The sequence below is a fragment of the Croceivirga radicis genome, assembly GCF_002072105.2.
Lineage (GTDB): Bacteria > Bacteroidota > Bacteroidia > Flavobacteriales > Flavobacteriaceae > Croceivirga > Croceivirga radicis.
The window spans coordinates 1-22,095 of the sequence record NZ_MTBC01000009.1 but is presented as its reverse complement, the minus strand read 5'-3'; the positions used below and the strand labels follow the sequence as shown (position 1 = coordinate 22,095).

Sequence of the window (22,095 nt, the reverse complement as noted above, 5' to 3'; positions counted from 1 at the left end):
GCCGGGGTCACAAGTTAAATGAAAAGCAAACTAAAAAATTTAGCTTGCTTTTTTCTTTTCTAGTTTTATTCCAATTCAACTTAACATATAGACATATAGCATGTCTTATTCAGAAAGGCATAGCATCCCTATTGCCATACAGCCTTAAGCGCTATTATTAAAAAGCAAGCATTACTGCTTGCTTTGCGTAACTACTTTTAAAGTAAACTTTTATTCCGTTACTACGTGCAATGGCTTTTTTCTTTTAAGCGTATTAGGCACCTTAAAAAGCTGCATAAAGGAAAGCGTTAACACTAAAGAGGTAGCAAAGCCCATGATAGCTACGGTAAAATAAACAATTCCCTTAAACTCTAAATTACTAAACCATTGTGCAGAAAGTTGGGCAAGAAAAGCCGGATTTACCTCTGTAGTATAAACGGTAAAAAACAAAGTAAAAATTAGGGTAGCCATAAAACCGGTTATAATACCTGTTTCAAACCCTTTACGATAATTAAATGCCTTACCCTCTTCTAACTTTCTATATTTGATTGCCTCATAAATACCAAAGCCCGTTATTATTCCATTAAAAAGACTGTAAAAAATATTGGTATGCCAATCAAATAAGGCCAATACCAAAAAATAAGCTATTAGGGATCCACTAGTGGCCAATCCAAAGCGGATAGGCAGTGTAAAATTTTTCATGATTTCTTTAATTTAAGATTAGTAATAAAATTGATAGTACTAGAAAGATGAATGCAGGTAAGGATTTCTTTATTGGGTCGTTCACTTTAAAGTGCATAAAAATTGCACCTGCCATAAGTAATGCCATGGGGAGAGCTCCATAAAATGTTAAGCCAGAAACCCAAATAGAGGCCAATAACAGACCTGCCGCAGTAAGTTTTAAACCTCCTATCAAATACATAATAGGTTCACTTAAACCATAATTGGCAAATTCATCTTTCATAGAGTCGGCGTTGCCGCCACGCCATTGGGTTGGTTTGTGAAAACGAAACACCCAAACATTAACAATGCTTATAAAAATAAACACCTTAATCGTAATTAATATATAATCCATACTTTAACTTTGTTGATTTGTAATATGTTAGCAATTACTTAATGCAATTATTTCTTAAGGGACTTTTACTTTTTAACTCGTTGAGTTTTTTGTTTTTTGGGCTATCCTGTTTTTTTTCACCTTTTATCAAGATAGAATTTGAACGTTATAACTTGGCTTCCTACAGAATTAGCACAGGCTTTTTCCAATTAGTAGGTGCTTTTGGCCTTTTAATTGGCCTTTACTACAACCATTTAGCTTTATTAAGTGCCTTATGTTTGGCCGTATTACTGTTTTCCGGATTTATAATGCGAATCGCGATTAAAGATTCCTTGCTTTTATCCCTACCCTCTTTACTCTTTGCACTGCTTAACTTGTTCACATTTGTTCTACTATTTATTTTTGTTTAATATTTTCATTATAAACTTAAACATTTAAAAATATACTATGTGTTAATTAAGAATTAATTTTCTTCTAGACTACCGTATTTTACTTAAAAAAGTAGTTATTAATTAAAGTATTATTCCATACTGGTTCAAATCACAAAATAATATTAATTAAACAAAGACAATTTGCTTTCTTATTTTTTTGTTTATTTATTTAGATTTTTAATTAAACAATAAGATATGGATTTATTACTTAAAGCAGAAGAGTTTGAGAAAAGACCAATGAGTCACATGTCTACTAGTGATCGTGTAGAAGCTTCCAGAGAGGCCAAACAATTGGTTTTAGCTATTAATGAAATTTACAAGAAAACAAAAGATAGCAAGCTAATGGATGCAATGAAACGTATTACCGTTAAAAAACGAAAAATAGAAAAACGATTAAAAGGGAATCCCCTGGTCTAAACAAAGAAGATATGTTCGGTTTATTTAAGAAAAAATCTGAGAAAGAAAAATTACAGCAACAATATGCCAAATTAATGAAAGAGGCACATACCCTTTCTACATCTAACAGAAAACTAAGCGATGAAAAAGCGTATGAAGCCAATGAGGTTATGAAACAAATAGAAAAGCTTTCATAAATTTTGGAGTATTGTATGTTAATATGTTGTAGCTGTTTTTAGCTTTGCAATCATAAATTTTGAATTTATGATTCGTAATAGATTAAGGATTTGGTTGCTACCCACTTTCATTTTATTAGTTTGCTTGGCTAATGCCCAACAGTATAATTTTTCCACTGTTTGGAATAATTTAGGACCAGGAGTTAGAAAGAACCAACTAATAGAATTTAGAGATTTAAAGGGTAACACCGCTACCCTGCCCCTGGTGTTAATTAAGGGAGAAAAGCCAGGTAGAACCTTGACTATACTAGCTGGCGTTCACGGCTATGAATACCCTCCAATTATTGCTGTTCAAGAATTTTTAAAAGAAATAAACCCTAAGAAATTATCAGGTAACCTAATTGTTTTACCGATCAGTAATATGGGGAGCTTTTACGGAAGGTCACCTTTTATTAATCCCAAGGATGGTGTTAACCTAAATAATGCATTTCCTGGTAAAGAAAAGGGTACGGTTACCCAACAAATTGCTTTTTACATTACAAATAACATTATTCCCGTTAGCGATGTCTTTTTAGATATACATGGCGGTGACGCTAGTGAAGATTTAATACCTTTTGCTTGTTTTTATAATAACCAAAACCATGCTGAGGCAACGGCTATGGCAAGGAATTTAGCTGAACAAAGTGGTTTTACCAATGTGGTTTCTTATCCCTATACTTTACAAGAAACCGAACCCGCTAAGTACGCTTTTAAACAAGCCGTACAAGATGGCAAAGTTGGTGTAAGTTTTGAAGCAGGTAAATTGGGTACCGTTCAAGAAGAGGCTGTAAAACTTAATAAGAAAGGTATTTACAATGTTCTAAAGACGATGGAAATGTTAGCTGTTAATGAACCAGAATTAACCTTGAACACCTTACGGCATTACAACAATCAATCTTACATAAAAGTACCCCAGAACGGGATATTTTACAGTTCTTTTATTGCAGGAGACAGGGTTACCAAAGGACAAGAAGTGGGCTATATTACCAACGAATTTGGGCATACCCTTACTAAAATAAATGCCACGGCAACAGGAATAATTCTGTACAAAATTGGTACACCACCTGTGTTAAAAGGAGAAACCCTAATGTGTATTGGTATACTGGCAGATGCTAATTAATCCTTGCAATTTGCACAAATACCTGTTAAGAGTAATTGTGCCTGCTCCACGCTCTTATCTGGTAGTGCCGGTATTTTTATTTCGTAAGCAACACATTCTACCATTCCACAATTAGTACATTGAAAGTGTGGATGTACATCTACATGCTCTTTATGGTTGCAATCTTTGCATTTGGCATAGTGCTTTAATCCATTTGCACCTAAAAAAGAATGTACTTTGCCCTCATCTTCCAAACGGTCTAGAATTCTATAAATGGTGGAACGGTTCATTTCTTCCTTAAACTTCTCTACCAAATCTAACACCCCAATTGCATGCTCATAGGTATCAAAAAATTGCGTTACCAACCGTACCGTTTTTGTGGTTCTTACTACTCCCATATCACAAATTTAATGCAAAACAGTTGCAATTACAATCACTTTGAGTACTTTTGCAATTCAATTGCAATAAAGAGGAATGAATATTACCTTAAAAAAACCAGATACTTTGGGCGCTTTAGCTAGTGCATTATGCTTGGTGCATTGTATAGCTACCCCATTTTTATTTTTACTGCCCATCGGCATTGAGTCCGGTGTTGTTCCTAACTGGTGGAAGCAGTTAGATATTTTCTTTTTAATTATCTCTTTTCTGGCAGTTTTTCAGGCAACAAAAACAACCGCTGCACCAAGAATAAAACCTGCCTTATGGTTGAGCTGGTTTGCTTTAACTTTTTTATTGTTGAATGAAAAGTTTGAGGGTTTTCCACTACCCGAAATAGCAACCTATGTTGTAGCCATAAGTTTGGTAATACTACATCTATACAATAGAAAATACTGCCAATGTAAAACCGATACGTGCTGTACCAAAAATGGATAAAGAGAAAATAGAGATTATAGGAGACAATCATATTGGATTCAGTGTAGATACCCCAATGGTTGCAGGCGCTTTTGACAAAACCGATGATCAAAAGATTACAGCTATACAGCACCATTTTGGCAAAATAATGGAAGAACTAGGATTAGACCTTACAGACGACAGTCTGTCTGGCACACCTTACCGTTTTGCGAAAATGTATGTAAAAGAATTATTTTATGGTCTAAATCCGTCAAACAAGCCAAAACTCTCCGTTTTCGAGAACAAATACGGTTATAACAAATTACTGGTAGAACAAAATATTACCATAGATTCTTCTTGTGAGCATCACTTTTTACCCATTACTGGGCACGCTCACATTGGCTATGTACCAAAAGAAAAAGTCATAGGTCTTTCTAAAATTAACAGATTGGTAGATTATTATGCCCATAGACCCCAAGTACAAGAACGTTTATCCATGCAGCTCTTAAAAGACCTGCAAAACATATTGGATACGGAAGATGTAATTGTCATGATTACCACCAAACATCTCTGTGTGTCTTCCAGGGGTATAAAAGATAAAGATAGTTTTACCACCACATTAGAATATGGTGGTTGTTTTAAAAATGATAGAAAAAGAGAAGAATTTCTAGGAATATTACAACATGTAGCACTTTAAAATTAAATCTAAAACTATCCATCAGATGTATGCTACATACTATCTTTAAGCTTCTTTTTTAGCACAATTGTATGATAAGTAGTAATAGCCTCACATATCAATATCCTAGCAGTTCTTCCGTTTTGGCTTTTCCTAATCTAAATTTAGATGAGGCAGAAAGTCTTCTTATTTTGGGGAAATCTGGTGTAGGCAAAACAACCCTTTTACATCTTTTGGCAGGTTTGCTAAATCCGGCTACGGGTAACATTACCATAAACCACACCAATATCACTACCCTATCCGCCAAAGCGCTAGATGCGTTCAGAGGTAAGCAAATAGGTATGGTTTTTCAGAACAATCATGCGTTAAGGTCATTAACCGTATTAGAAAATCTAAAAGCACGCTTATACTTTACAAAAAAAACAAGTAATAAAAATGCTCTTGTAGAATTATTAAACGTATTAGGGATTGCAGATTGCCAGAACAAAAAAACAAACGAATTAAGTATTGGTCAATTACAACGCTTGGGTATCGCGCTGGCAGTGGTACATCAACCTAAATTAATATTAGCGGACGAACCCACCTCTAGCTTAGACGATACCAATTGTACTAAAGTAATGCAGTTATTACAAGAACAAGCAACTGCAAATAAGGCGAACCTCATCGTGATTACACACGACCAGCGTATTAAGGCGAACTTCAAAAACGTACTATCGCTATGAATACCTGGAAAATAGTACTTAGCAACCTAAAAAATAAACCGCTTTACACATTTCTTAGCGTTTTTTCGCTATCTATAAGCATTGCATTACTCTTAGGTGTACTACAATTAGATGCCTCGGTACAAAATCAGTTTAAAAACAGCTTGGGTAATGTAGATTTGGTGGTCGGCGCAAAGGGCAGTCCCCTACAATTGGTGTTGTCTTCTGTTTTACATGTAGACAATCCCACCGGCAACATTTCGTATCCTGAGGCTATAAAACTAACGCGCAATCCTTTAATTAAAAACGCTGCTCCTATTTCTTATGGCGATAACTATAAAGGCTACCGTATTGTAGGGACCACCCCAGCGTTTGATTCCTTTTACGCTGCTGAAATAGCAACTGGTACTAGCCCTATAAATTCTATGGAGGCTGTGATTGGCAGTGAGGTGGCACAAAAACTGGGATTGCAACTGGGTGATACCTTTAAAAGTGCGCATGGGCTTACAGATGAAGCTATAGCAGCACATGATGCCGAATTTAAAGTGGTTGGTATTTATAAGAAAAGTTATAAAGTTTTAGACCGATTAATCATCACTACCCTAGAAAGTATTTGGGATGTGCATGACCATGACGAACATGAAGAACATGAGCATGAAGAAGCACACCAACACGAAACTAAAGAGGTTACTTCCCTGTTGCTTTCTTTCCGAAGTCCGGTAGGCTTGCTTACCACACCTAGAATGATTAACGAAAAAACAAACATGCAGGCGGCATTACCTAAGTTTGAGTTGGACCGACTGTTTAAATTTACAGGAATTGGTATACAAGCCATTTCTTGGATTGCTTATATCATTTTAATCATTTCTTGTATTACCATCTTTATTAGCTTGTATAAAATGGTGAAAGAGCGCGCGTTTGACCTTGCTTTAATGCGCACCTACGGTGCTAGTAATCTTAAAATAAGTACCATTATTGCTTTGGAGGGTATATGCATAGTGGTTTTATCGCTATTAATTGGCTTTGCTTTAAGTCAACTTGGTCTTCATTTCGTCTTTACTATCTTAAAATCTAGCTTACAGCAAGACATTATGCCCACCTTACCGCTGCAATCTTTTTTATACACCGTAATACTAATATTGGCTGTAATTTTGATAGGTATTGCAATGGCAATAGTGCCACTGTTTAAAATGAATATCTCTAAAATTTTAAGTGATGAAAAATAAATTGATGTCCCTTCTTTTACTGTTGGCCTCCACATACACTTTTGCACAGGTAGAACTAACGTGGAAAGACTTAGCGGATATTACCTATACCGAAAAATATTACCCCGATTATGGTTCTAATTTCTTATACCCAGACTTTAGTAAAAGTATAGAAGAACTACAGGGCAAAGAAGTATCTATTGTAGGTTATTTTTTAGATATAGACCCTAGCGGAAACTTGTTTATCTTATCTAAAAATCCAATGGCGTCTTGCTTTTTCTGTGGTGCCAGCGGACCAGAAACTGCCATGGAAATTCAGTTTAAAAACAAACCCAACTTTAAAACTGATGACATTGTGGTTATTACGGGTAAACTAAAGCTAAATAAAGACGATGTAGAACATTTTAACTACATCCTAACAGAAAGTACTGGACTAAAAATGAAATAAATAGCACGTTTAAAAAAGCATCAATCACCAAAAATGAACAGAAGAAAATTTTTCCGTAACACCTCTTTAGGAGCATTAGGAACATCGTTATTAGCGCCTTTTAACTCATTAGAAGCTGCAGAAACCGCCGCTAGCTTTAAAAATAAAAAAGCTAAGAATATTATTCTGCTAGTTAGCGATGGTATGAGTACGGGTACCTTAAATATGGCCGATTTACACCTTACTAGAAAAACTGGCGTAGGTAGCCATTGGATGAATCTTTATCGAGAAAACAAAGTAACCCGGGCTTTAATGGATACGGCTTCTGCCAGTTCCGTTGTAACGGATTCCGCAGCTGCTAGTTCTGCTTGGGGTGGTGGTGTACGGGTACCTAACGGTAGAATCAATATTGATGCTAATGGCGAAGCCAATCTACCCATTTGGCAAAAGTTTAAATCTGCAGGTAAAAAAGCGGGCTGTGTAACCACGGTACCTATTACGCATGCTACACCAGCTGGTTTTTGTATTAACATTAAGTCTAGAAATGACCAAGACACCATTGCAGAAAAATATCTAGAACAAGATTTTGATGTACTTATGGGAGCGGGTAACGAACACTTTGCTGCTGACAAGCGTAAAGATGGCAAAGACCTGTACCACGCATTTGCTGCCAAAGGTTATAGCGTTGTTAAAGACAAAAAGGCTATGCAAAATGCTAGCAGTCAAAAACCCTTACTAGGCGTTTTTTATGACAGTGGATTACCCTACGCCAAGGACCAAGAAAACACCAAAGAATTAGCCAATAGTGTACCCACCCTGGCAGAAATGACCAAAAAAGCAATTGACAATTTAAAGGATACTGAAAACGGATTTGTACTACAAGTAGAAGCTGGCAAAGTAGACTGGGCGGCACATGCCAATGACATTACCGGACTATTGTATGACCAAATAGCATTTGATGAGGCTATAAATGCAGCTATGGAATTTGCAGAAAAAGATAGTGAAACACTCGTTATTATAACTACAGACCATGGCAATGCCAATCCCGGGGTAATATACGGTAGCAACGCCAACACCAATTTTGATTCTATTCAGCATTACAAATTCACCAATTCTTGGATATTAAACGGTCTTGGTAAAGAATCTTCTATAAACACGGTAAAGGAACGTATAGCCTATGCCAATGGTATTGCAATTGATGATGAAGCGGCAAAACTACTACTATCCTACTACAAGAATTTAAATACTGATGCGGGCTGGTATAACCCTAAAAAATTACCCTTTAGACCTTTAGCCGAGTTGCAAAAGGAGCATAATTCCGTGGGATGGATAAGCATGCAGCATTCTGCAGACTACGTAGAGTTAGCCATGTATGGCCCAGGTAGTGAACTACTTACACCGTTTATTAAAAATACCGATTTACACTACCTGATGCTTAATACAACAGAAGTGCAAAATAACTTTTAATAAAAGCAAACAAAATCCTAAATTCGCAAATCAGTCGCATTAAGCAACTATGACCAAAGAAATCAAACATAACCTTTCTTATGTATTTCTAGCCCTTTTCCTTACCGTGAAAATGGCAGGTCTACACGTTTTTACCCATACGGATGAGGCAGACGCTACAGATGATTGTGCCATTTGCGAGGTGGTATTCTTAGACACCCACACTCCTGTACTACCAGAAAATGGGTCTGAATGGCAGTTAGATGTACCAACCATAAATTATCTTCAATTAAAGGTAACCTCTGCTCCCCAAAGTTTAAGCAACACCTTATTTTCTTACTTTCAATTTTCTAGGCCGCCACCACACCTCTTGGCCTAACCCTTATTTAAGCTAACATTTTTGGTGTCCCTTTTTAGCGTAAACACCCTGTGTTTTTGTTGGCATCTAAAAACCTATTTATTTCCTAGCCCCCTAGGAAAACCAAACTTTTATTTTAGAATAACATGTCTATTAGACAGCTCATATTTGGGCTGGGTATGGCAATTACCTCTATACTCAGTGCTCAAAACAAGCCTTCCATACAAGGTACGGTTATAGATGCCCATACCTTAGAGCCTTTATTTGGTGTAAACCTTATTGCCAAAGATGGTTTTGCTACCACAGACCAAAATGGCACCTTTTTACTAAAAACTAAGTATGATTCCTTTGTTGCTAGCCATATTGGTTATGCAGACAAGGAATATACAATCACATCTGATACCAAAACGCCCATTATTCTAAAATTAAAGCCCATTAGCACCGAGTTAGATGGTGTTACTTTAAAAGGTAAATCCCAACAGCGGCTTGCTCAAGAATCGGCTACGGTAAGCATAGCAGTAGATGAAGAATATTTACATGCCAATCGGGAAAATAGCTTAATGCAAACCCTAAAAAAAATTCCAGGAGTTAGTACCATGACCATTGGTTCCGGGCAATCCAAACCTACCATAAGAGGACTCGGTTTTAACCGTGTTAGTGTGGTACAAAATGGCATAAAGCACGAAGCGCAACAGTGGGGCAGCGATCATGGTTTAGAAATTGACCAGTATGGCATTGATGAAATCCGAATTATTAAAGGACCAGCCTCTTTGTTATTTGGCTCAGACGCTATTGCTGGTGTGGTAGATATACAACCCCCTAAACTACCCATGCCCAATTCCTTTTCTGGGGAAGTAACTATCCTGGGGGAAACCAATAATGACTTACTAGCTTTTTCTACAGGTATCCAAGGTAGAAAGGACCAGTGGTACTATCGTGGTCGCATAACCTATAGGGATTATGCCGATTTTAAGGTACCAACAGAGCAGATTAATTACGAGAATTACATTTTTGAACTGCAAGACAATAACCTAAGAAATACTGCAGGCGAAGAGGCTAACAGTAGTTTTAGTTTTGGATATGTAGGTGAAACATTTAGAACAGAAACCTTTGTTAGCAATGTTAACGCCAAAAACGGATTCTTTGCTAATGCCCATGGATTGGAAGTGCGTAATTCTTCTATTGATTATGATACCTCCAATAGAGATGTAGACCTCCCTTTTCATAAAGTAAATCACATCAAAATTACCAACAACACTACCCTTCAACTTGATAACCACACCTTAAAAATAGATTTTGGTTACCAAAATAATCAAAGAGAAGAACAGTCAGAGCCTGTACCCCACGGTTTTATGCCTACGCCACCAGATAGTAAAGAGCGTATTTTCACCAAAAACACCTATACCTTAAATGCTAAAGATGTTATAGTTATTAATAACAAACACACATTTTCTGCAGGGTTAAATACAGAGTTACAAAACAATAATATTGGCGGATGGGGATTTTTAATTCCCGCTTATGACCGTTACAGTATTGGCGGTTACCTATTTGACCATTTTGAAGCAACACCCAATCTACATTTGCAAGCAGGTATCCGGTATGACTATGGATTAATTACAACCAAAACACATACAGATTGGTTCCAAACACCACGGCAAAATGCAGACGGTTCTACCTCTACTATCTTTTTACAGCGCGCTACCAATTCTAGATTAAATTTTAGCAGTTTTAGTGGCGGTATTGGCGCTAGTTATTTAAAAGAGCATACTACTTACAAATTAAATATTGGTAATAGTTTTAGAATGCCTTTAGCCCACGAACTTTCTTCTGATGGAGTTAATTACCACATGTACCGCTATGAACGGGGCAACCTTAGTTTGGACCCAGAATCTTCGTACCAAATAGATGCAGAAGTGAGTTATGCAAAGCAAAAATTCAGCTTTGGCCTAAGCCCTTTTGCAAACTATTTTGATAATTACATCTATCTAAACCCTACCCCTAATTATTACGAAACCTTACAAATTTACGAGTATACACAAGCAGAAGTTTTTAGAATAGGAGGCGAAGCTAGCATAGGCTATCAGTGGTTTAAAAATTTTAATGTTTCCGCCTCTGCAGAATATGTTTATGCAGAACAGACCAGTGGTCCAAAAGAAGGGTTTACCATCCCTTTTTCACCTCCCTTAATTGGTATGTTCAGCTTTACCTACGGCAAAGAACAACTAGGAATTTTTACAGATATCAATTTTACTACCGATGTACGTATAGCAGCAGCGCAAAAAGAAATTGTACCACCAGAAGAAATCACAGACGGCTACCAAGTTATTCATATGTCCTTAATGGGGAAAGCACCGCTCTTTAGCAAAAGTAAACCCATACAAATACGCCTAAAACTTAATAACCTTTTTAACACAGAATACTATGACCATACCAGTTTTTACAGACTTATAGATGTGCCAGAAGCAGGCCGAAATATTGCTGTTTCACTAACACAACAATTTTAAACTTTAATCAATTATAAATACTTAATTACTTTTTTATGAAACCTAATTTTAAACACCTAGCCCTTTTATTTGCAGCTATTATTACCCTACATTCTTGTAGCGAAGATGATGAAGACAACCTTAACGAAGCAGCACCCGTAATTGCCAATTTTGAATTTGGAGAAGGAAGCACCCATAGCGATGAACCTGTGGCTTACAAAGGTTCTGATATCCATTTAGAAGCAGAGATTACCGCAGAAGCTACTGTAGCTAGCATTACCCTAGACATTCACGGGCACGATTTAGAATTGAAAGAAGGGGAAGTAGAATGGGATTTTGAGCAAGTTTTTGACGGTGCAGAATACATAGCGAAAAATCCAGAATTTCATGAGCACGTAGATATTCCTATGACTGCACCTGCTGGGGAGTACCACATTTCTCTTACGGTAACAGATGCCAACGGAAACAGCACCGAAATTGAAGGCCATATAGATATTATGGAGCCTATTACTACTTCTGAAATGTCTATTGATGAAACGGTAGCCCGTGGCAGCGATTTTCATGTAGAATTTATGATAGATGCGGTTAATGGTATCCATAACGTAACCGTAGATATACATGCTCACGGTTTAGAAGTTGCAGAAGGTGAACAAGAGTGGGATTTTGAACAGGAATACGAAGAAGGTTTGCATGGCGAAACTTCTGCTGAGTTCCACAAACATATAGATGTACCTGCTACGGCACCAGCTGGGGAATACCACATGTTAATTACTATTGAAGATGAAAACGGTAATACTTCTGTTATTGACACACATATTGATGTAACTGTATAAACGCAAATAAGCCCAATACCTCCTTTGGTGTTGGGCTTTTAAATATAATTTGAAATGAAAAGAATACTATCTATACTAGGTACGCTAGCCTTGTTAGCTACCACGGCGTGTTCATCAGATGACAGCACAACAATAGATGAAGAGAAACCAACCATAAGTGTAAATTTTACTGGTGGTTTTCCGCAAGCCTGCGAATCTTTAAAACGAGGAGAAACCTATACCTTTAGTGCTAAGGTTACAGACAATGATGCACTTGCTGCCTACAGCATAAACCTACACCATAATTTTGACCACCACACCCATGACGACCAAGGGGCAACCTGCGATTTATCGCCGATTAAAAGTCCCGTTAACCCAATGCTCATTGTAGAAAATTACACCATTGAAGAAGGTCCAAAAGAACATACTTTTAGTATTGAAGTAACCATACCGGAAGATATAGATGTAGGGGATTACCATTGTGGCTATTCCGTAACTGACCAAACGGGCTGGCAAAGCAGAACATCTATAGACCTTAAGATTATTGAATAATTATGAGTTCAATGTAAGGAGTCAGGTTATCTTTTAAATAATTCTATGCCAATAAAGACTTGTTAGTCTAATATTTTTATAACCTTGTAAAGCATTTCTTTTTAAGACACTTTCAATGAAATTGATTTATACATTTTTAGTTCTTTTTGTTTTAGTAAGTTGTAAAAAAGCACCAACCCAACTCACCAAAATAACCGCAAAGACCACCGTTGTAGACAGCACAGTGGCCAGCACCACTACCATTACAGATTTTGTAGCGCCATATAAAAAACAATTAACTACTAAAATGGAACAGGTTTTAAGTTACACTCCTATAAACCTAACCCGAGAAGATGGTAAACTACAAAGTACCTTAGGTAATTTAATGGCAGATATGTGTTTAGATATTGCCAACCCACTGTATCAAGAAAAGACCAACAACACCATAGATTTTGCCATGTTCAACAACGGTGGTATTCGCGCACCCATTCCAAAAGGAGCGGTAACCATGCAACATGCATTTCAATTAATGCCTTTTGAAAATGAATTGGTGGTGGCTACCCTTACGGGAGATAAAGTAGCGGAATTGGTATCCTTTTTTATTGAAAATAATCGTGCCCATCCCCTATCAAAAGAAATCAACCTAATATTAGATGGTAAGGATTATACCCTTATGATCCATGGTAAACCACTAGAGCGTACTAAAACCTATAATGTGCTAACCTCTGATTATTTACAAAATGGAGGAGACCATATGGATTTCTTTAAAAATCCGGTAACCCTTACACCACTAGATTATAAAGTGCGAGATGCCATAATTGACTACTTTAAAAAAACAGACACCTTAAAAGTTAGTTTAGACAACCGGGTAATTAGCAAACAATGAAAAGAAGAAATTTTACAAAACAATTAGGCGGTGCTGCGGTACTTACCGCTTCTGGTTTAACCCTACCCGCTTTTAAGAAAAAGAGTCAAAGGCAAATTACCATTTTACATACCAATGACACCCACAGCCATATAGAACCCTTTGAGGCTACCCATTTTAGGTACGCCAACCAAGGCGGGGTCGCCAAAAGAGCCACCCTAATTGAACAGGTTAGAAAAGAAAACCCTTATACCCTTTTACTGGATGCCGGTGATATTTTTCAGGGTACGCCTTATTTCAATTATTTTGGTGGCGAGCTAGAATTCCGGTTAATGAGCATGTTAAAATATGATGTAGCAACCATAGGAAATCATGACTTTGATAATTCAATAGATGGCCTATACAAGCAGTTGCCCCATGCCAAATTTGATTTTGTATCTGCCAATTATGACTTCTCCAACACCGTTTTAGATACACATGTTAAACCCTACAAAACCTTAATCAAGAACGATATTAAAATTGGGATTTTTGGGTTAGGTATAGAATTAGAAGGCTTGGTGGGTAAAAAAATGTACAAGGAAACCAAATACCTAGACCCTATTGAAATGACCCAAGAAATGACCCAAAAATTGAAGCAGACGGAGAAATGTGATTTAATTATCTGTTTGTCCCATTTGGGTTATCATTATAAAGACAATGCTAACAAAATATCAGATTTAAACTTGGCAAAGGCCACAAAAGATATTGATTTGATTATTGGTGGGCACACCCATACTTTTTTACCCAAACCAACGCTGGTTAAAAATCTGGACAATAAAAATGTCTTGGTAAACCAGGTAGGTGCTTATGGCGTTAATTTGGGTAGGGTTGATTTTTATTTTGATGAAATGAACAATAATGAAGCTAATGGAACTTCCATTCTCATTTAAGGTGTTATTAAATTGAAAAGCTACGAGGTTATTATTGTAGGTGGTAGTTACGCCGGTTTATCCGCGGCAATGGCTTTGGGTAGGTCTTTAAGGCACGTTTTGATCATAGATTCAGGTAACCCTTGTAACAAGCAAACGCCACACTCCCACAATTTTATAACACAAGATGGCGAAACACCCAGCAAGATAGCGGCCAAGGCAAAAGAGCAAGTTTTAAACTACAAGAATGTTCAGTTTATAGAAGATGTGGTAGTAAACGGTAAAAAGCTGCCCAATGGTTTTGAAATTCTAACAAAATCATTGCAAAAGTTCACGAGTAAAAAATTGGTCTTGGCTATGGGCATTAAAGATGTTTTACCGAAAATCAAGGGTTTTGAGGCTTGCTGGGGAATTACTGCCATACATTGCCCCTATTGCCATGGATATGAATTTAAAAACGAAAAAACCGGCATTTTAGCCAATGGTGATCAAGCTATGCACTTGCTGCCCCTGGTACATAACCTTACCAAAAACCTTACGCTTCTTACACAGGGCAAACCAGACATTACAGAGCAACAAAGAACCAAACTAATCAAGAACAATGTGGGTATACGCACACAAGCCATAGTAGAACTTATCCATGAGAATGGTCATTTAAAAACCATACTATTTGAAGATGGTTCCATAGAACACTTTACCGCCCTGTATGCACAAGTTCCTTTTAAACTACACTCCAATTTTCCGATGGAAATGGGTTGCCAATTGGACGAAACTGGTAGATTACAAGTAAATCCATTTCAACAGACCAATATAAAAGGTATTTATGCCTGTGGAGATTTAACCAGTAGAATGCGTTCCGTGGCCTATGCTAGTGCTACGGGAAATATAGTAGGTGCCATGGTAAATATGGAATTGGCCAATGAAGTTTTTTAACTACTCTCCAGCGTTACGAACACCTTGCTAAAGTCTTGCTTGGCCAAATCACTTTTATGGATAACGTAAAAAATATCACCGGCGTCTCCCCATTGCATGTCTCCAGAAGAGGTTACGGTAAGTAAAATTACCCAGTCTTCCGGATTTCCTTTTAGGGCTAAAGAAGCCTGTAATTCTGGCGCTTCGTGCTGGGTAAAGCCATGGTTGTTCATAGCATAGTTATACGTATTTAGCTCATTTAATGGTTTTTCAAAAGTATCATACAAATCGTCTAGCAAATCTTCATCATCCTTTAAACTTTCAGAAGGGCCTTCAAACAGATGGGTATTTACATAACTGGCATACAAACTAGGTGCACTGTTCATTATTTTCGCATCCACCTTAAAACCTTGGTACGCGGTTCCTACCATTTCAAAATAATCATCTTCCTCAAATTGAAATCGGTTTCCTGAGGCTAATTCTTTATTATTTGCCACGTAAATTACCTTGCCAGGATGCTTATCTCCCCCATAAATATTGTGCATGGTTTCTAGAAAAAAGAACAAGCTGCCTGTTCTAGGCAAATAGTCTTGTAGGTGCGCAATTGCCTCACAATTTACTTGCCCTATAAATTCATAGACATAATCTGGCTTCTCCGCTCTCCAATTTTGTCCAAACCTAGGATACGGAATACGTATGGGTAAATCTGGCATACCGCCAAACCTATGGTTACCAATTTCCTTGTAATCCTCTTTCTGGGTATGGGTAAATCCAATTGCTTTTTTAACCAAATGCGCCAAGGGGGTTTTATAGGTATTTAGTTTATTCTTTTCTATTACGCTATACACCTCTGCTATTAAATCCAAGTCGTATACAGACCAATAGGCTAAATCGTTCCAAGGTGCCAAACCACTACCATCTGCTCCTAGATATTCAAAATTTAGCAAACGTTTTTTATCTGCTATGTTTAATTCAATATTTTCTATTGCATTAAAGGCTTCCGGCAACATTTCTAATGGGTTACCATCTAGTTTTATATCTTTTAATTTAGGTTGATGGGCCAAACTTTCTGGTAAGGTCTTTAGCAAATTGTGTTCCAAGCCAATATGCGTAAGCGTTGGCAATTGTATGTGGGTTGGTATGGCCTGTATTTGGTTTTTGGCCACGAACAAATAGTTAAGCTTAGGCAAATTAAAAACACCATCTGGCAGGTTGGTCAGCAAGCAGTTGTTAATACTCAAGTGTTCTAGGTTTTTCAAATTCCCCATTTGTGTTGGTATTTCTTTTACTGAAGCACCGTTAAGATGAAACCGCTTTAATGCCTTAAACGTTCCAATTTCTTCCGGGATTTCGCTTAGGGGTAATTTCTGCTTTTCATAGTATTGCGACCGTTGTGAAATACTTAAACTTTCAAGATTCTTAAAGGTAAAAAACTGCTTTGGCAAGGATAGAAATTCAGGGTTTTCTATAGCTATATGCCGCACAGTTTCTGGTTTTACCAATTGCAACTCTTCTAAAGAAGTAAATTGGTAGTTGCTCCAATCTAAGTTTTCAATACAAATTTTCTTAGCTAGATGTATAGGAAAAACCTTGTTGTGATAACTTTTGGTCATTTCGCCAGCCACCAATAACCAGCCTTCTTTAAATTCAACCGTACCATTAAAATCCAAACGATAATCAAAACCCTTAAATCTGGTATGCAAAAAAAGTGGTGCATTGGTCTTACCCTCTTCAACTACCATTCTACCTGTGGGCACCCCATTTTCATAGATGCCTTTAGCAGGAATTTGCAGAGTTATTTTACCATCGCCAGGATAATCGTCTAACAATTGTTTTTTGATGGCTTCTTTATGGTCTTTTGTTTTTGCCGCTAAATCCACCACAAGCATTTTTGAAAAATCCGGAATACTGGCCTTACACTCGTCTAGAATAAATTCGAAGGTAAAATCGCCAATTTTTAAGTATTCCAATCCATTTGCTGGCATCTGAGGCGTAAAGACTTTCTTTTCGGGTTCTACCGTTTCATAACTTTGGTTAAATTCTAGCTCCTCTTTTTCTTGGTCCAGCACATGTTGTTGCCAAGCAACTGCCCTGTCCTTTACATCACCAATAATTACAAGAGAACTAAAAGCTTCTTCTATCCAATTGGCCAAGGTATTGTCCTCAACTTTTTCATGAATGCCCCTAAATTCCAGATAAAATTCATCGTCTAACAACAGGCAGGCAAAGAAATAAATAATCTTAAAATGTGTATGCTGAAAAGCTGCATCGGTATGCGCCCTAACAACGTAGGTTTGGTAACCTTTGAAAACCATTTCTTCTGCATCTAATTTTTGCGATTTATAATACAGGGATAAACAAGAATCTTCAAATTTTTCTTGCCATGTACTACCTGAATAGGTATCCGATTCTAAATCTTCCCGCTTTAAAACCGCTACTTGCAAACTAGGCCACTGGTTGTCGAAAGATACATTTTTGGCACTGGCCCAAAACCCTATTCTATTCTGGGCATCAACCTCAAAAAAATCAGGATAAGAAAAGGTAAACAAGTTGGTAGTTGCTGTATTTGACATTAGAAAAACGATTTATCTATTTAATATCTGTAAATAAAGAGTAAAACAAAAATGGAGATTAAATGCTTACCGTCTTACCCTGATTTCCGGCAAATAAAAAAAACCGACTTAAGTCGGTTTTTTACATATAGTTCTTTTATTTTATTTTATGACGAAACACCAACAAGCAGCCTCTTAATTAAGGTGGTAGCTAAATACTACGGAACCTTTTGTTCTTATGCGCTTTTTCAGCTTGTAAGTACAACAAACAGTGCAAAGCAATCTATGAACGTATAGTAGCTAAGGGAAAAAGCAAAAAACTTGCTTTGATAGCGGTATGCAACAAGCTTTTGAAACAAGCGTTCGCAATAGTCAAATAAGACCTGCCCTAGGATGAAAATTACATGCCAGTCAGGATAAACGGATAAGGATAAGAACTCCTAATCGTAATAGCTAAAATCCAAAAAATGCAGGAATTTGGCCAAAATATAGATGTCTCAAATTTAAAGTAGAAAAAAGTTGGTTTTTATCTCAGTTCTTTGTTAGTAATTTTTATTTTAATTCCTCAATATGTGAAGGGGTTCACTAACTTCTTATTCTGCATTAGTTGAAATTGATTGTTCCTCCAGTTGAACTAATCTTTGAACCGTCATTCAGAGTTGCTTCAATCAGATAGTCTATTTGATTTGGTATATTGCTTGTATCAGACAATTTCATTAAATAATCCCTTGTACCTGGACTGTTCGATGGGATATATTCTGAAATGGGCTCAGCAGTGCCGAGAACAACCAACTGATTTGTTATATCAATTCTTTCGCTATTATTTAAATTGAGTAGTTCAACTTTAACACTCTCAATTTTATTCGAGTAAATAAATTCGTCATCACCGCATGGCACAACGGCCGCTTTTAACACTTTTACATCAGTTTTAATTTGTTCACTTGAAGCGATACTTTCGAATTCGGTAATCAGTAATTCAATAACTAAATCTTCTTTATTAATGGGGGCTTGCTCATCTATCTCTACGGGATTATTTCCGTCAAAAATCAATACTCTCGATTCTAAACCTGAAATCGTAACTTCATATGTATTCGTATTACAACAACCAATAATTAACTGAGCCAAGAGCATCAATGTTATTATATTTTTAATTTTCATTTTCTTCTTTTTCATTTCACTTTTTGTCTTATTCTGAGAAATTATTACCATTCATTATTGCTAACGCTTCGTGGATGATTAGTTGCGGGCTTTTCCAACGGAAAATGTCCGCTAGTAAGCTAATTTAATTGATTGCAGGAAATTATAACCCCAATAAATTAAACATCTGGTTGGCACCGGTTTATTTTTTAATTATAGGTCTTTCTAAATTCTACTGGTGACATTTGCGTTTTGTTTTTGAAAAGTTTCGTGAACGATGCTGGGTGTTCAAAACCTAAATTGTAAGCAATTTCACTTATTGAGAGAAATGTTGTTGATAACTCCTCTTTGGCTTTTTCAATCAATTTATTTTGAATATGTTGTTGTGTACTTTGTCCAGTTAACGATTTGAGGATACTACTCAAATAATTTGAAGATAAACTTAAGCTTTCCGCAACCTGCTGCACTGTAGGCAGCCCTCTTTCTACTAAACTACCCTCTTTAAAATACTCTGTCAATACGTTTTCCAGCTGACCTAAAATTTGATGACTTGAAATCTTACGAGTTATAAACTGTCGCGCATAAAATCGCTCTGCATAATTGAGAAGTAGCTCTAATTGAGCAATCACAATTTTCTGACTGTGCTTATCGATATTCGTTTGGTATTCTTGCCGGATATTCTTCAAGAGATTTAATATCAGTTGCTCTTCTTTTTTGGAAAGGAAAAGCGCTTCATTTACATTATATCCAAAAAAATCATGTTGCTTTATTTCTTTAGCCAAAGAAGTATTCCATAAAAAGTCCGGATGCACCAATAGCAACCAACCCGAAGGCTTGTGAGCTTTAATATTAGGATTATTTCCTAGATTGATGATTTGGTTTGGTGCAACGAATGTCATGACACCCTCATCAAAATCATATTCCTGTTGACCATAAAAGAATTTATGGGATACATTACGCTTTAAGCCAATTGTGTAATAATCCTGTCTCCATTTTAATTCTTCAATATTTGATGGGTATTGCACTTGACTATAATCTACCAAACTAATTAATGGATGTTCAGGTGCATCAATATTAGCTAATTTATGATAATCGCTTACCTTTTTGAAATGTTTTAAGACTTTCATTATTAAAATCAAAGAAAAGAATTTACACCAACATACCTCCTGACACTTCAATACGTTGTCCATTAATCCAACCTGCTTTATCAGAACACAGGAATGCCACTGTTCCACCAACATCTTCAGCTTCTCCTACTCGGCCTAGAGCAGTAATGCTAGAAATTAAAGCAGCCTTTTGTTCTTCTTTATTGCTTCCACCAGCAAAATCGGTTGCAATGGCTCCAGGTGCAATTACATTAGCGGTAATTTTACGCTGTCCTAGTTCTTTAGCTAAATAGCGAGTAAAGACTTCTATACCTCCTTTCATCATTGCGTATGCAGACATACCGGGTAAACTAAAGCGTGTTAAACCACTAGAAATATTAATAATTCTTCCACCGTTATTAAGATAAGGTAAAGCTGCCTGTGTTAAAAAATATACGCTTTTTAAGTGTACATTCATCATCTCATCAAATTGCTCTTCCGTTGTATCAGAAACTAAATTATAAGCACCTGTTCCCGCATTGTTTATCAAGAAATCAAAGTTTGTATCTCCGTTTTCTTTCAACAAATAGTTGGTCGCTTTATTGATGAATTCTTGTCCGCTTTTGGTTTTATTAGCATCAAAAGCAAAAGCAACTGCTTTTTGTCCAACCGATTCTATTTCTGAGATAACTTCTTTGGCTTTGCTTTTGTTCTGATAGTAAGAAAAAACAATATTTACACCATCTTTTGCTAGATTAATTGCAATATCACGACCTAATCCGCGACTTCCTCCTGAAATAATTGCTGTTTTCTGACTCATTTTTTATTGTTTTTAAATTAAAATACAAAGTTGAGTCTATACAGTCAATATTATTTTTCCAAATCTACTTTTATCTTTTCCAAATTTATGATATGAGTTTAAATGGGTGCCAGTATCTTTTTATATGGTATGTTGCGTGGGTTAGCACTTAACTTTACAAGTACACGACAAGTTGAAAATTCCTGCGGAATTTTCAGGATAAGCCTGCAATAGCAATTGTTTTTTAACTCAGTTCTTTGTTAGCCACAGTATTTTTTTCTTAATTCAAAAGCTTCATCATCCGTGTTATAACCGTGCAATAATAGCCCTTCGGTGCAGCCTATCCTTTTTTCAACAATTTGTTTAATAACGAATTTTTTGTATTCACCAGTCTTCTTAAATCGGGCAGGAACTAATTTTATCCTTCTTTTAGAATCAATATGGTCCAACTTTTCGCTTTGAACTAATTCAAAGATTGTTTGTTCCAACTCTTTAAATTGAACCTCACTTTCAAGTTTAAAATTGTATTTATAGATATCGGAATCCGTGGCAATTGAAATATAGTTTTTAATTCCCAGACTTTTTTGTTCTACTGGATTTTTATAAAACATATTAATTCTTTGACCATAATAGGCGACTATTCCAAATTTTATGTCCTTAATTTCATGATATAGTATATTTAAAGAATGGTTGATAACAATTGCCTCTTCATTAATTTCTAAATGGCCGTCTTTTTTAAAAACGATTCTTTCATAATCAAAATATTGGTAAATGTGGGAGCTTATAAATGGAATACTTCCTAATAATATGAATGATAAAACTATGTTGCTAATATCATCAACGAGAGGCATTTTATAATTTAAAAAAAACAAAAAAAATCCAATAGAAAAAAATAAAAGGCCAGCCCAAAACAACAGCTTTGTAATTGAAGCTTTGTACCTGATAATTTTATATTTATAGGCTGTAAATTTCAATTGTGTTTATTGTGGCTAACGTATTTGTGTATGATTTTTTGCGGGAAAAGGACGCGAGTCATTTTCCGCCATAACCGAAATATAATTAATAAGATTGAATTTCCGAGAGGAAATTCAGACGTAATGAACTATAGCCGTTGTTGTAAAACGTTTTTATTTTATTCCGAATGGTTTTGCTTTCAATTCGTTCAGCCAATCAGTTCCGTATTTTTTATTTAA

The 22,095-nt window shown here is 36.3% G+C and carries 25 protein-coding genes and 1 pseudogene; 18 read left to right on the top strand and 8 right to left on the bottom strand.

Features of this window, described 5'->3' with window-relative positions; all coding sequences use genetic code 11:
* Nucleotides 1-210 precede the first annotated feature (210 nt).
* Both BUL40_RS12705 and BUL40_RS12700 read right to left on the bottom strand, forming a co-directional pair.
* A complete protein-coding gene (locus tag BUL40_RS12705) occupies nucleotides 211-681 on the bottom strand; it encodes a DUF4199 domain-containing protein (RefSeq protein WP_080319556.1) in 471 nt (156 codons plus the stop codon).
* Nucleotides 682-688: 7 nt separating this feature from the next.
* A complete protein-coding gene (locus BUL40_RS12700; RefSeq protein ID WP_080319555.1) occupies nucleotides 689-1,054 on the bottom strand; it encodes a DoxX family protein in 366 nt (121 codons plus the stop codon).
* A gap of 41 nt (nucleotides 1,055-1,095) precedes the next feature.
* On the opposite strand from BUL40_RS12700, the gene BUL40_RS12695 reads away from it, so the two are divergent.
* The 4 genes from BUL40_RS12695 (at nucleotide 1,096) to BUL40_RS12685 (ending at nucleotide 3,195) form a co-directional block, all read left to right on the top strand.
* Complete coding sequence (locus tag BUL40_RS12695; RefSeq protein ID WP_080319554.1) at nucleotides 1,096-1,443, top strand: DoxX family protein; 348 nt, start codon at nucleotides 1,096-1,098, stop codon at nucleotides 1,441-1,443.
* Between the two features lie 216 nt (nucleotides 1,444-1,659).
* The gene (locus tag BUL40_RS12690) at nucleotides 1,660-1,881 is read left to right on the top strand and encodes a hypothetical protein (RefSeq protein WP_080319553.1); all 222 of its coding nucleotides are present in this window, start codon (nucleotides 1,660-1,662) and stop codon (nucleotides 1,879-1,881) included.
* Nucleotides 1,882-1,892: 11 nt separating this feature from the next.
* Nucleotides 1,893-2,057, top strand: a complete 165-nt coding sequence (locus BUL40_RS15665) for a Lacal_2735 family protein (protein WP_141239671.1) — start codon at nucleotides 1,893-1,895, stop codon at nucleotides 2,055-2,057.
* A 67-nt stretch (nucleotides 2,058-2,124) separates the two neighbouring features.
* On the top strand, nucleotides 2,125-3,195 hold the full coding sequence (locus tag BUL40_RS12685) for a M14 family metallopeptidase (RefSeq protein ID WP_080319552.1): 1,071 nt from the start codon (nucleotides 2,125-2,127) through the stop codon (nucleotides 3,193-3,195).
* Here BUL40_RS12685 and BUL40_RS12680 read toward each other — a convergent pair.
* Nucleotides 3,192-3,572 carry a Fur family transcriptional regulator gene (locus tag BUL40_RS12680; RefSeq protein ID WP_080319551.1) on the bottom strand — a complete coding sequence of 127 codons (381 nt, stop codon included), beginning with the start codon at nucleotides 3,570-3,572 and terminating at the stop codon, nucleotides 3,192-3,194. The genes BUL40_RS12685 and BUL40_RS12680 overlap by 4 nt on opposite strands.
* 76 nt (nucleotides 3,573-3,648) lie before the next feature.
* On the opposite strand from BUL40_RS12680, the gene BUL40_RS12675 reads away from it, so the two are divergent.
* The 13 genes from BUL40_RS12675 (at nucleotide 3,649) to BUL40_RS12615 (ending at nucleotide 15,350) form a co-directional block, all read left to right on the top strand.
* A complete protein-coding gene (locus BUL40_RS12675; RefSeq protein WP_080319550.1) occupies nucleotides 3,649-4,047 on the top strand; it encodes a MerC domain-containing protein in 399 nt (132 codons plus the stop codon).
* Nucleotides 4,040-4,702 (top strand): GTP cyclohydrolase I FolE, encoded by a 663-nt coding sequence (gene folE, locus BUL40_RS12670; protein WP_080319549.1) that lies wholly within the window; start codon nucleotides 4,040-4,042, stop codon nucleotides 4,700-4,702. The genes BUL40_RS12675 and folE overlap by 8 nt, the downstream gene beginning before the upstream one ends.
* A 71-nt stretch (nucleotides 4,703-4,773) precedes the next feature.
* Nucleotides 4,774-5,403, top strand: a complete 630-nt coding sequence (locus BUL40_RS12665; RefSeq protein ID WP_080319548.1) for an ABC transporter ATP-binding protein — start codon at nucleotides 4,774-4,776, stop codon at nucleotides 5,401-5,403.
* The gene (locus tag BUL40_RS12660) at nucleotides 5,400-6,608 is read left to right on the top strand and encodes an ABC transporter permease (RefSeq protein ID WP_080319547.1); all 1,209 of its coding nucleotides are present in this window, start codon (nucleotides 5,400-5,402) and stop codon (nucleotides 6,606-6,608) included. Before BUL40_RS12665 ends, BUL40_RS12660 begins: the two co-directional genes overlap by 4 nt.
* Nucleotides 6,598-7,035: a hypothetical protein gene (locus tag BUL40_RS12655; protein ID WP_010517812.1), complete on the top strand. Its 438-nt coding sequence runs from the start codon at nucleotides 6,598-6,600 to the stop codon at nucleotides 7,033-7,035. The genes BUL40_RS12660 and BUL40_RS12655 overlap by 11 nt, the downstream gene beginning before the upstream one ends.
* Before the next feature lie 33 nt (nucleotides 7,036-7,068).
* Nucleotides 7,069-8,481, top strand: a complete 1,413-nt coding sequence (locus BUL40_RS12650; RefSeq protein WP_080319546.1) for an alkaline phosphatase — start codon at nucleotides 7,069-7,071, stop codon at nucleotides 8,479-8,481.
* A gap of 49 nt (nucleotides 8,482-8,530) precedes the next feature.
* Nucleotides 8,531-8,839 (top strand): hypothetical protein, encoded by a 309-nt coding sequence (locus BUL40_RS12645; protein ID WP_080319545.1) that lies wholly within the window; start codon nucleotides 8,531-8,533, stop codon nucleotides 8,837-8,839.
* A 125-nt stretch (nucleotides 8,840-8,964) separates the two neighbouring features.
* Nucleotides 8,965-11,322 carry a TonB-dependent receptor gene (locus BUL40_RS12640; RefSeq protein WP_080319544.1) on the top strand — a complete coding sequence of 786 codons (2,358 nt, stop codon included), beginning with the start codon at nucleotides 8,965-8,967 and terminating at the stop codon, nucleotides 11,320-11,322.
* Nucleotides 11,323-11,357: 35 nt separating this feature from the next.
* A complete protein-coding gene (locus BUL40_RS12635; protein WP_080319543.1) occupies nucleotides 11,358-12,134 on the top strand; it encodes a DUF4625 domain-containing protein in 777 nt (258 codons plus the stop codon).
* Between the two features lie 54 nt (nucleotides 12,135-12,188).
* Complete coding sequence (locus tag BUL40_RS12630) at nucleotides 12,189-12,665, top strand: DUF4625 domain-containing protein (protein WP_080319542.1); 477 nt, start codon at nucleotides 12,189-12,191, stop codon at nucleotides 12,663-12,665.
* 115 nt (nucleotides 12,666-12,780) lie between these two features.
* Nucleotides 12,781-13,530, top strand: coding sequence for a 5'-nucleotidase C-terminal domain-containing protein (locus BUL40_RS12625; protein WP_080319541.1), 750 nt, complete (start codon nucleotides 12,781-12,783; stop codon nucleotides 13,528-13,530).
* A complete protein-coding gene (locus tag BUL40_RS12620; protein WP_080319540.1) occupies nucleotides 13,527-14,438 on the top strand; it encodes a bifunctional metallophosphatase/5'-nucleotidase in 912 nt (303 codons plus the stop codon). The genes BUL40_RS12625 and BUL40_RS12620 overlap by 4 nt, the downstream gene beginning before the upstream one ends.
* A 12-nt stretch (nucleotides 14,439-14,450) precedes the next feature.
* Nucleotides 14,451-15,350, top strand: a complete 900-nt coding sequence (locus BUL40_RS12615) for an NAD(P)/FAD-dependent oxidoreductase (RefSeq protein WP_080319539.1) — start codon at nucleotides 14,451-14,453, stop codon at nucleotides 15,348-15,350.
* On the opposite strand, the gene BUL40_RS12610 is transcribed toward BUL40_RS12615, so the two are convergent.
* Nucleotides 15,347-17,902, bottom strand: a complete 2,556-nt coding sequence (locus tag BUL40_RS12610) for a DUF1963 domain-containing protein (protein ID WP_080319538.1) — start codon at nucleotides 17,900-17,902, stop codon at nucleotides 15,347-15,349. The two genes, BUL40_RS12615 and BUL40_RS12610, sit on opposite strands and share 4 nt — an antisense overlap.
* Before the next feature lie 197 nt (nucleotides 17,903-18,099).
* Between BUL40_RS12610 and BUL40_RS15855 the strand changes: the two are divergent.
* Nucleotides 18,100-18,261: pseudogene (locus tag BUL40_RS15855) on the top strand (IS110 family transposase); the annotation flags it as partial.
* A 223-nt stretch (nucleotides 18,262-18,484) separates the two neighbouring features.
* On the opposite strand, the gene BUL40_RS12600 reads toward BUL40_RS15855, so the two are convergent.
* The 4 genes from BUL40_RS12600 to BUL40_RS12585 form a co-directional block, all read right to left on the bottom strand.
* Entirely contained in the window at nucleotides 18,485-19,054 is a 570-nt protein-coding gene (locus BUL40_RS12600; protein ID WP_141239670.1) for a hypothetical protein, read from the bottom strand.
* A gap of 173 nt (nucleotides 19,055-19,227) precedes the next feature.
* Complete coding sequence (locus BUL40_RS12595) at nucleotides 19,228-20,145, bottom strand: helix-turn-helix domain-containing protein (protein WP_080319536.1); 918 nt, start codon at nucleotides 20,143-20,145, stop codon at nucleotides 19,228-19,230.
* A gap of 22 nt (nucleotides 20,146-20,167) precedes the next feature.
* Complete coding sequence (locus BUL40_RS12590) at nucleotides 20,168-20,923, bottom strand: SDR family NAD(P)-dependent oxidoreductase (protein ID WP_080319535.1); 756 nt, start codon at nucleotides 20,921-20,923, stop codon at nucleotides 20,168-20,170.
* Nucleotides 20,924-21,162: 239 nt separating this feature from the next.
* On the bottom strand, nucleotides 21,163-21,876 hold the full coding sequence (locus tag BUL40_RS12585) for a hypothetical protein (RefSeq protein WP_080319534.1): 714 nt from the start codon (nucleotides 21,874-21,876) through the stop codon (nucleotides 21,163-21,165).
* Nucleotides 21,877-22,095: the final 219 nt, after the last annotated feature.

Coding starts and splice junctions, on each gene's coding strand:
- BUL40_RS12620 (WP_080319540.1), top strand. CDS start 13,527: ATGAAAAGAAGAAATTTTACAAAACAATTAGGCGGTGCTGCGGTACTT.
- BUL40_RS12590 (WP_080319535.1), bottom strand. CDS start 20,923: ATGAGTCAGAAAACAGCAATTATTTCAGGAGGAAGTCGCGGATTAGGT.
- folE (WP_080319549.1), top strand. CDS start 4,040: ATGGATAAAGAGAAAATAGAGATTATAGGAGACAATCATATTGGATTC.
- BUL40_RS12645 (WP_080319545.1), top strand. CDS start 8,531: ATGACCAAAGAAATCAAACATAACCTTTCTTATGTATTTCTAGCCCTT.
- BUL40_RS12625 (WP_080319541.1), top strand. CDS start 12,781: ATGAAATTGATTTATACATTTTTAGTTCTTTTTGTTTTAGTAAGTTGT.
- BUL40_RS12595 (WP_080319536.1), bottom strand. CDS start 20,145: ATGAAAGTCTTAAAACATTTCAAAAAGGTAAGCGATTATCATAAATTA.
- BUL40_RS12600 (WP_141239670.1), bottom strand. CDS start 19,054: ATGAAAAAGAAGAAAATGAAAATTAAAAATATAATAACATTGATGCTC.
- BUL40_RS15665 (WP_141239671.1), top strand. CDS start 1,893: ATGTTCGGTTTATTTAAGAAAAAATCTGAGAAAGAAAAATTACAGCAA.
- BUL40_RS12675 (WP_080319550.1), top strand. CDS start 3,649: ATGAATATTACCTTAAAAAAACCAGATACTTTGGGCGCTTTAGCTAGT.
- BUL40_RS12630 (WP_080319542.1), top strand. CDS start 12,189: ATGAAAAGAATACTATCTATACTAGGTACGCTAGCCTTGTTAGCTACC.
- BUL40_RS12640 (WP_080319544.1), top strand. CDS start 8,965: ATGTCTATTAGACAGCTCATATTTGGGCTGGGTATGGCAATTACCTCT.
- BUL40_RS12700 (WP_080319555.1), bottom strand. CDS start 1,054: ATGGATTATATATTAATTACGATTAAGGTGTTTATTTTTATAAGCATT.
- BUL40_RS12660 (WP_080319547.1), top strand. CDS start 5,400: ATGAATACCTGGAAAATAGTACTTAGCAACCTAAAAAATAAACCGCTT.
- BUL40_RS12690 (WP_080319553.1), top strand. CDS start 1,660: ATGGATTTATTACTTAAAGCAGAAGAGTTTGAGAAAAGACCAATGAGT.
- BUL40_RS12650 (WP_080319546.1), top strand. CDS start 7,069: ATGAACAGAAGAAAATTTTTCCGTAACACCTCTTTAGGAGCATTAGGA.
- BUL40_RS12635 (WP_080319543.1), top strand. CDS start 11,358: ATGAAACCTAATTTTAAACACCTAGCCCTTTTATTTGCAGCTATTATT.
- BUL40_RS12680 (WP_080319551.1), bottom strand. CDS start 3,572: ATGGGAGTAGTAAGAACCACAAAAACGGTACGGTTGGTAACGCAATTT.
- BUL40_RS12705 (WP_080319556.1), bottom strand. CDS start 681: ATGAAAAATTTTACACTGCCTATCCGCTTTGGATTGGCCACTAGTGGA.
- BUL40_RS12685 (WP_080319552.1), top strand. CDS start 2,125: ATGATTCGTAATAGATTAAGGATTTGGTTGCTACCCACTTTCATTTTA.
- BUL40_RS12695 (WP_080319554.1), top strand. CDS start 1,096: ATGCAATTATTTCTTAAGGGACTTTTACTTTTTAACTCGTTGAGTTTT.
- BUL40_RS12665 (WP_080319548.1), top strand. CDS start 4,774: ATGATAAGTAGTAATAGCCTCACATATCAATATCCTAGCAGTTCTTCC.
- BUL40_RS12655 (WP_010517812.1), top strand. CDS start 6,598: ATGAAAAATAAATTGATGTCCCTTCTTTTACTGTTGGCCTCCACATAC.
- BUL40_RS12610 (WP_080319538.1), bottom strand. CDS start 17,902: ATGTCAAATACAGCAACTACCAACTTGTTTACCTTTTCTTATCCTGAT.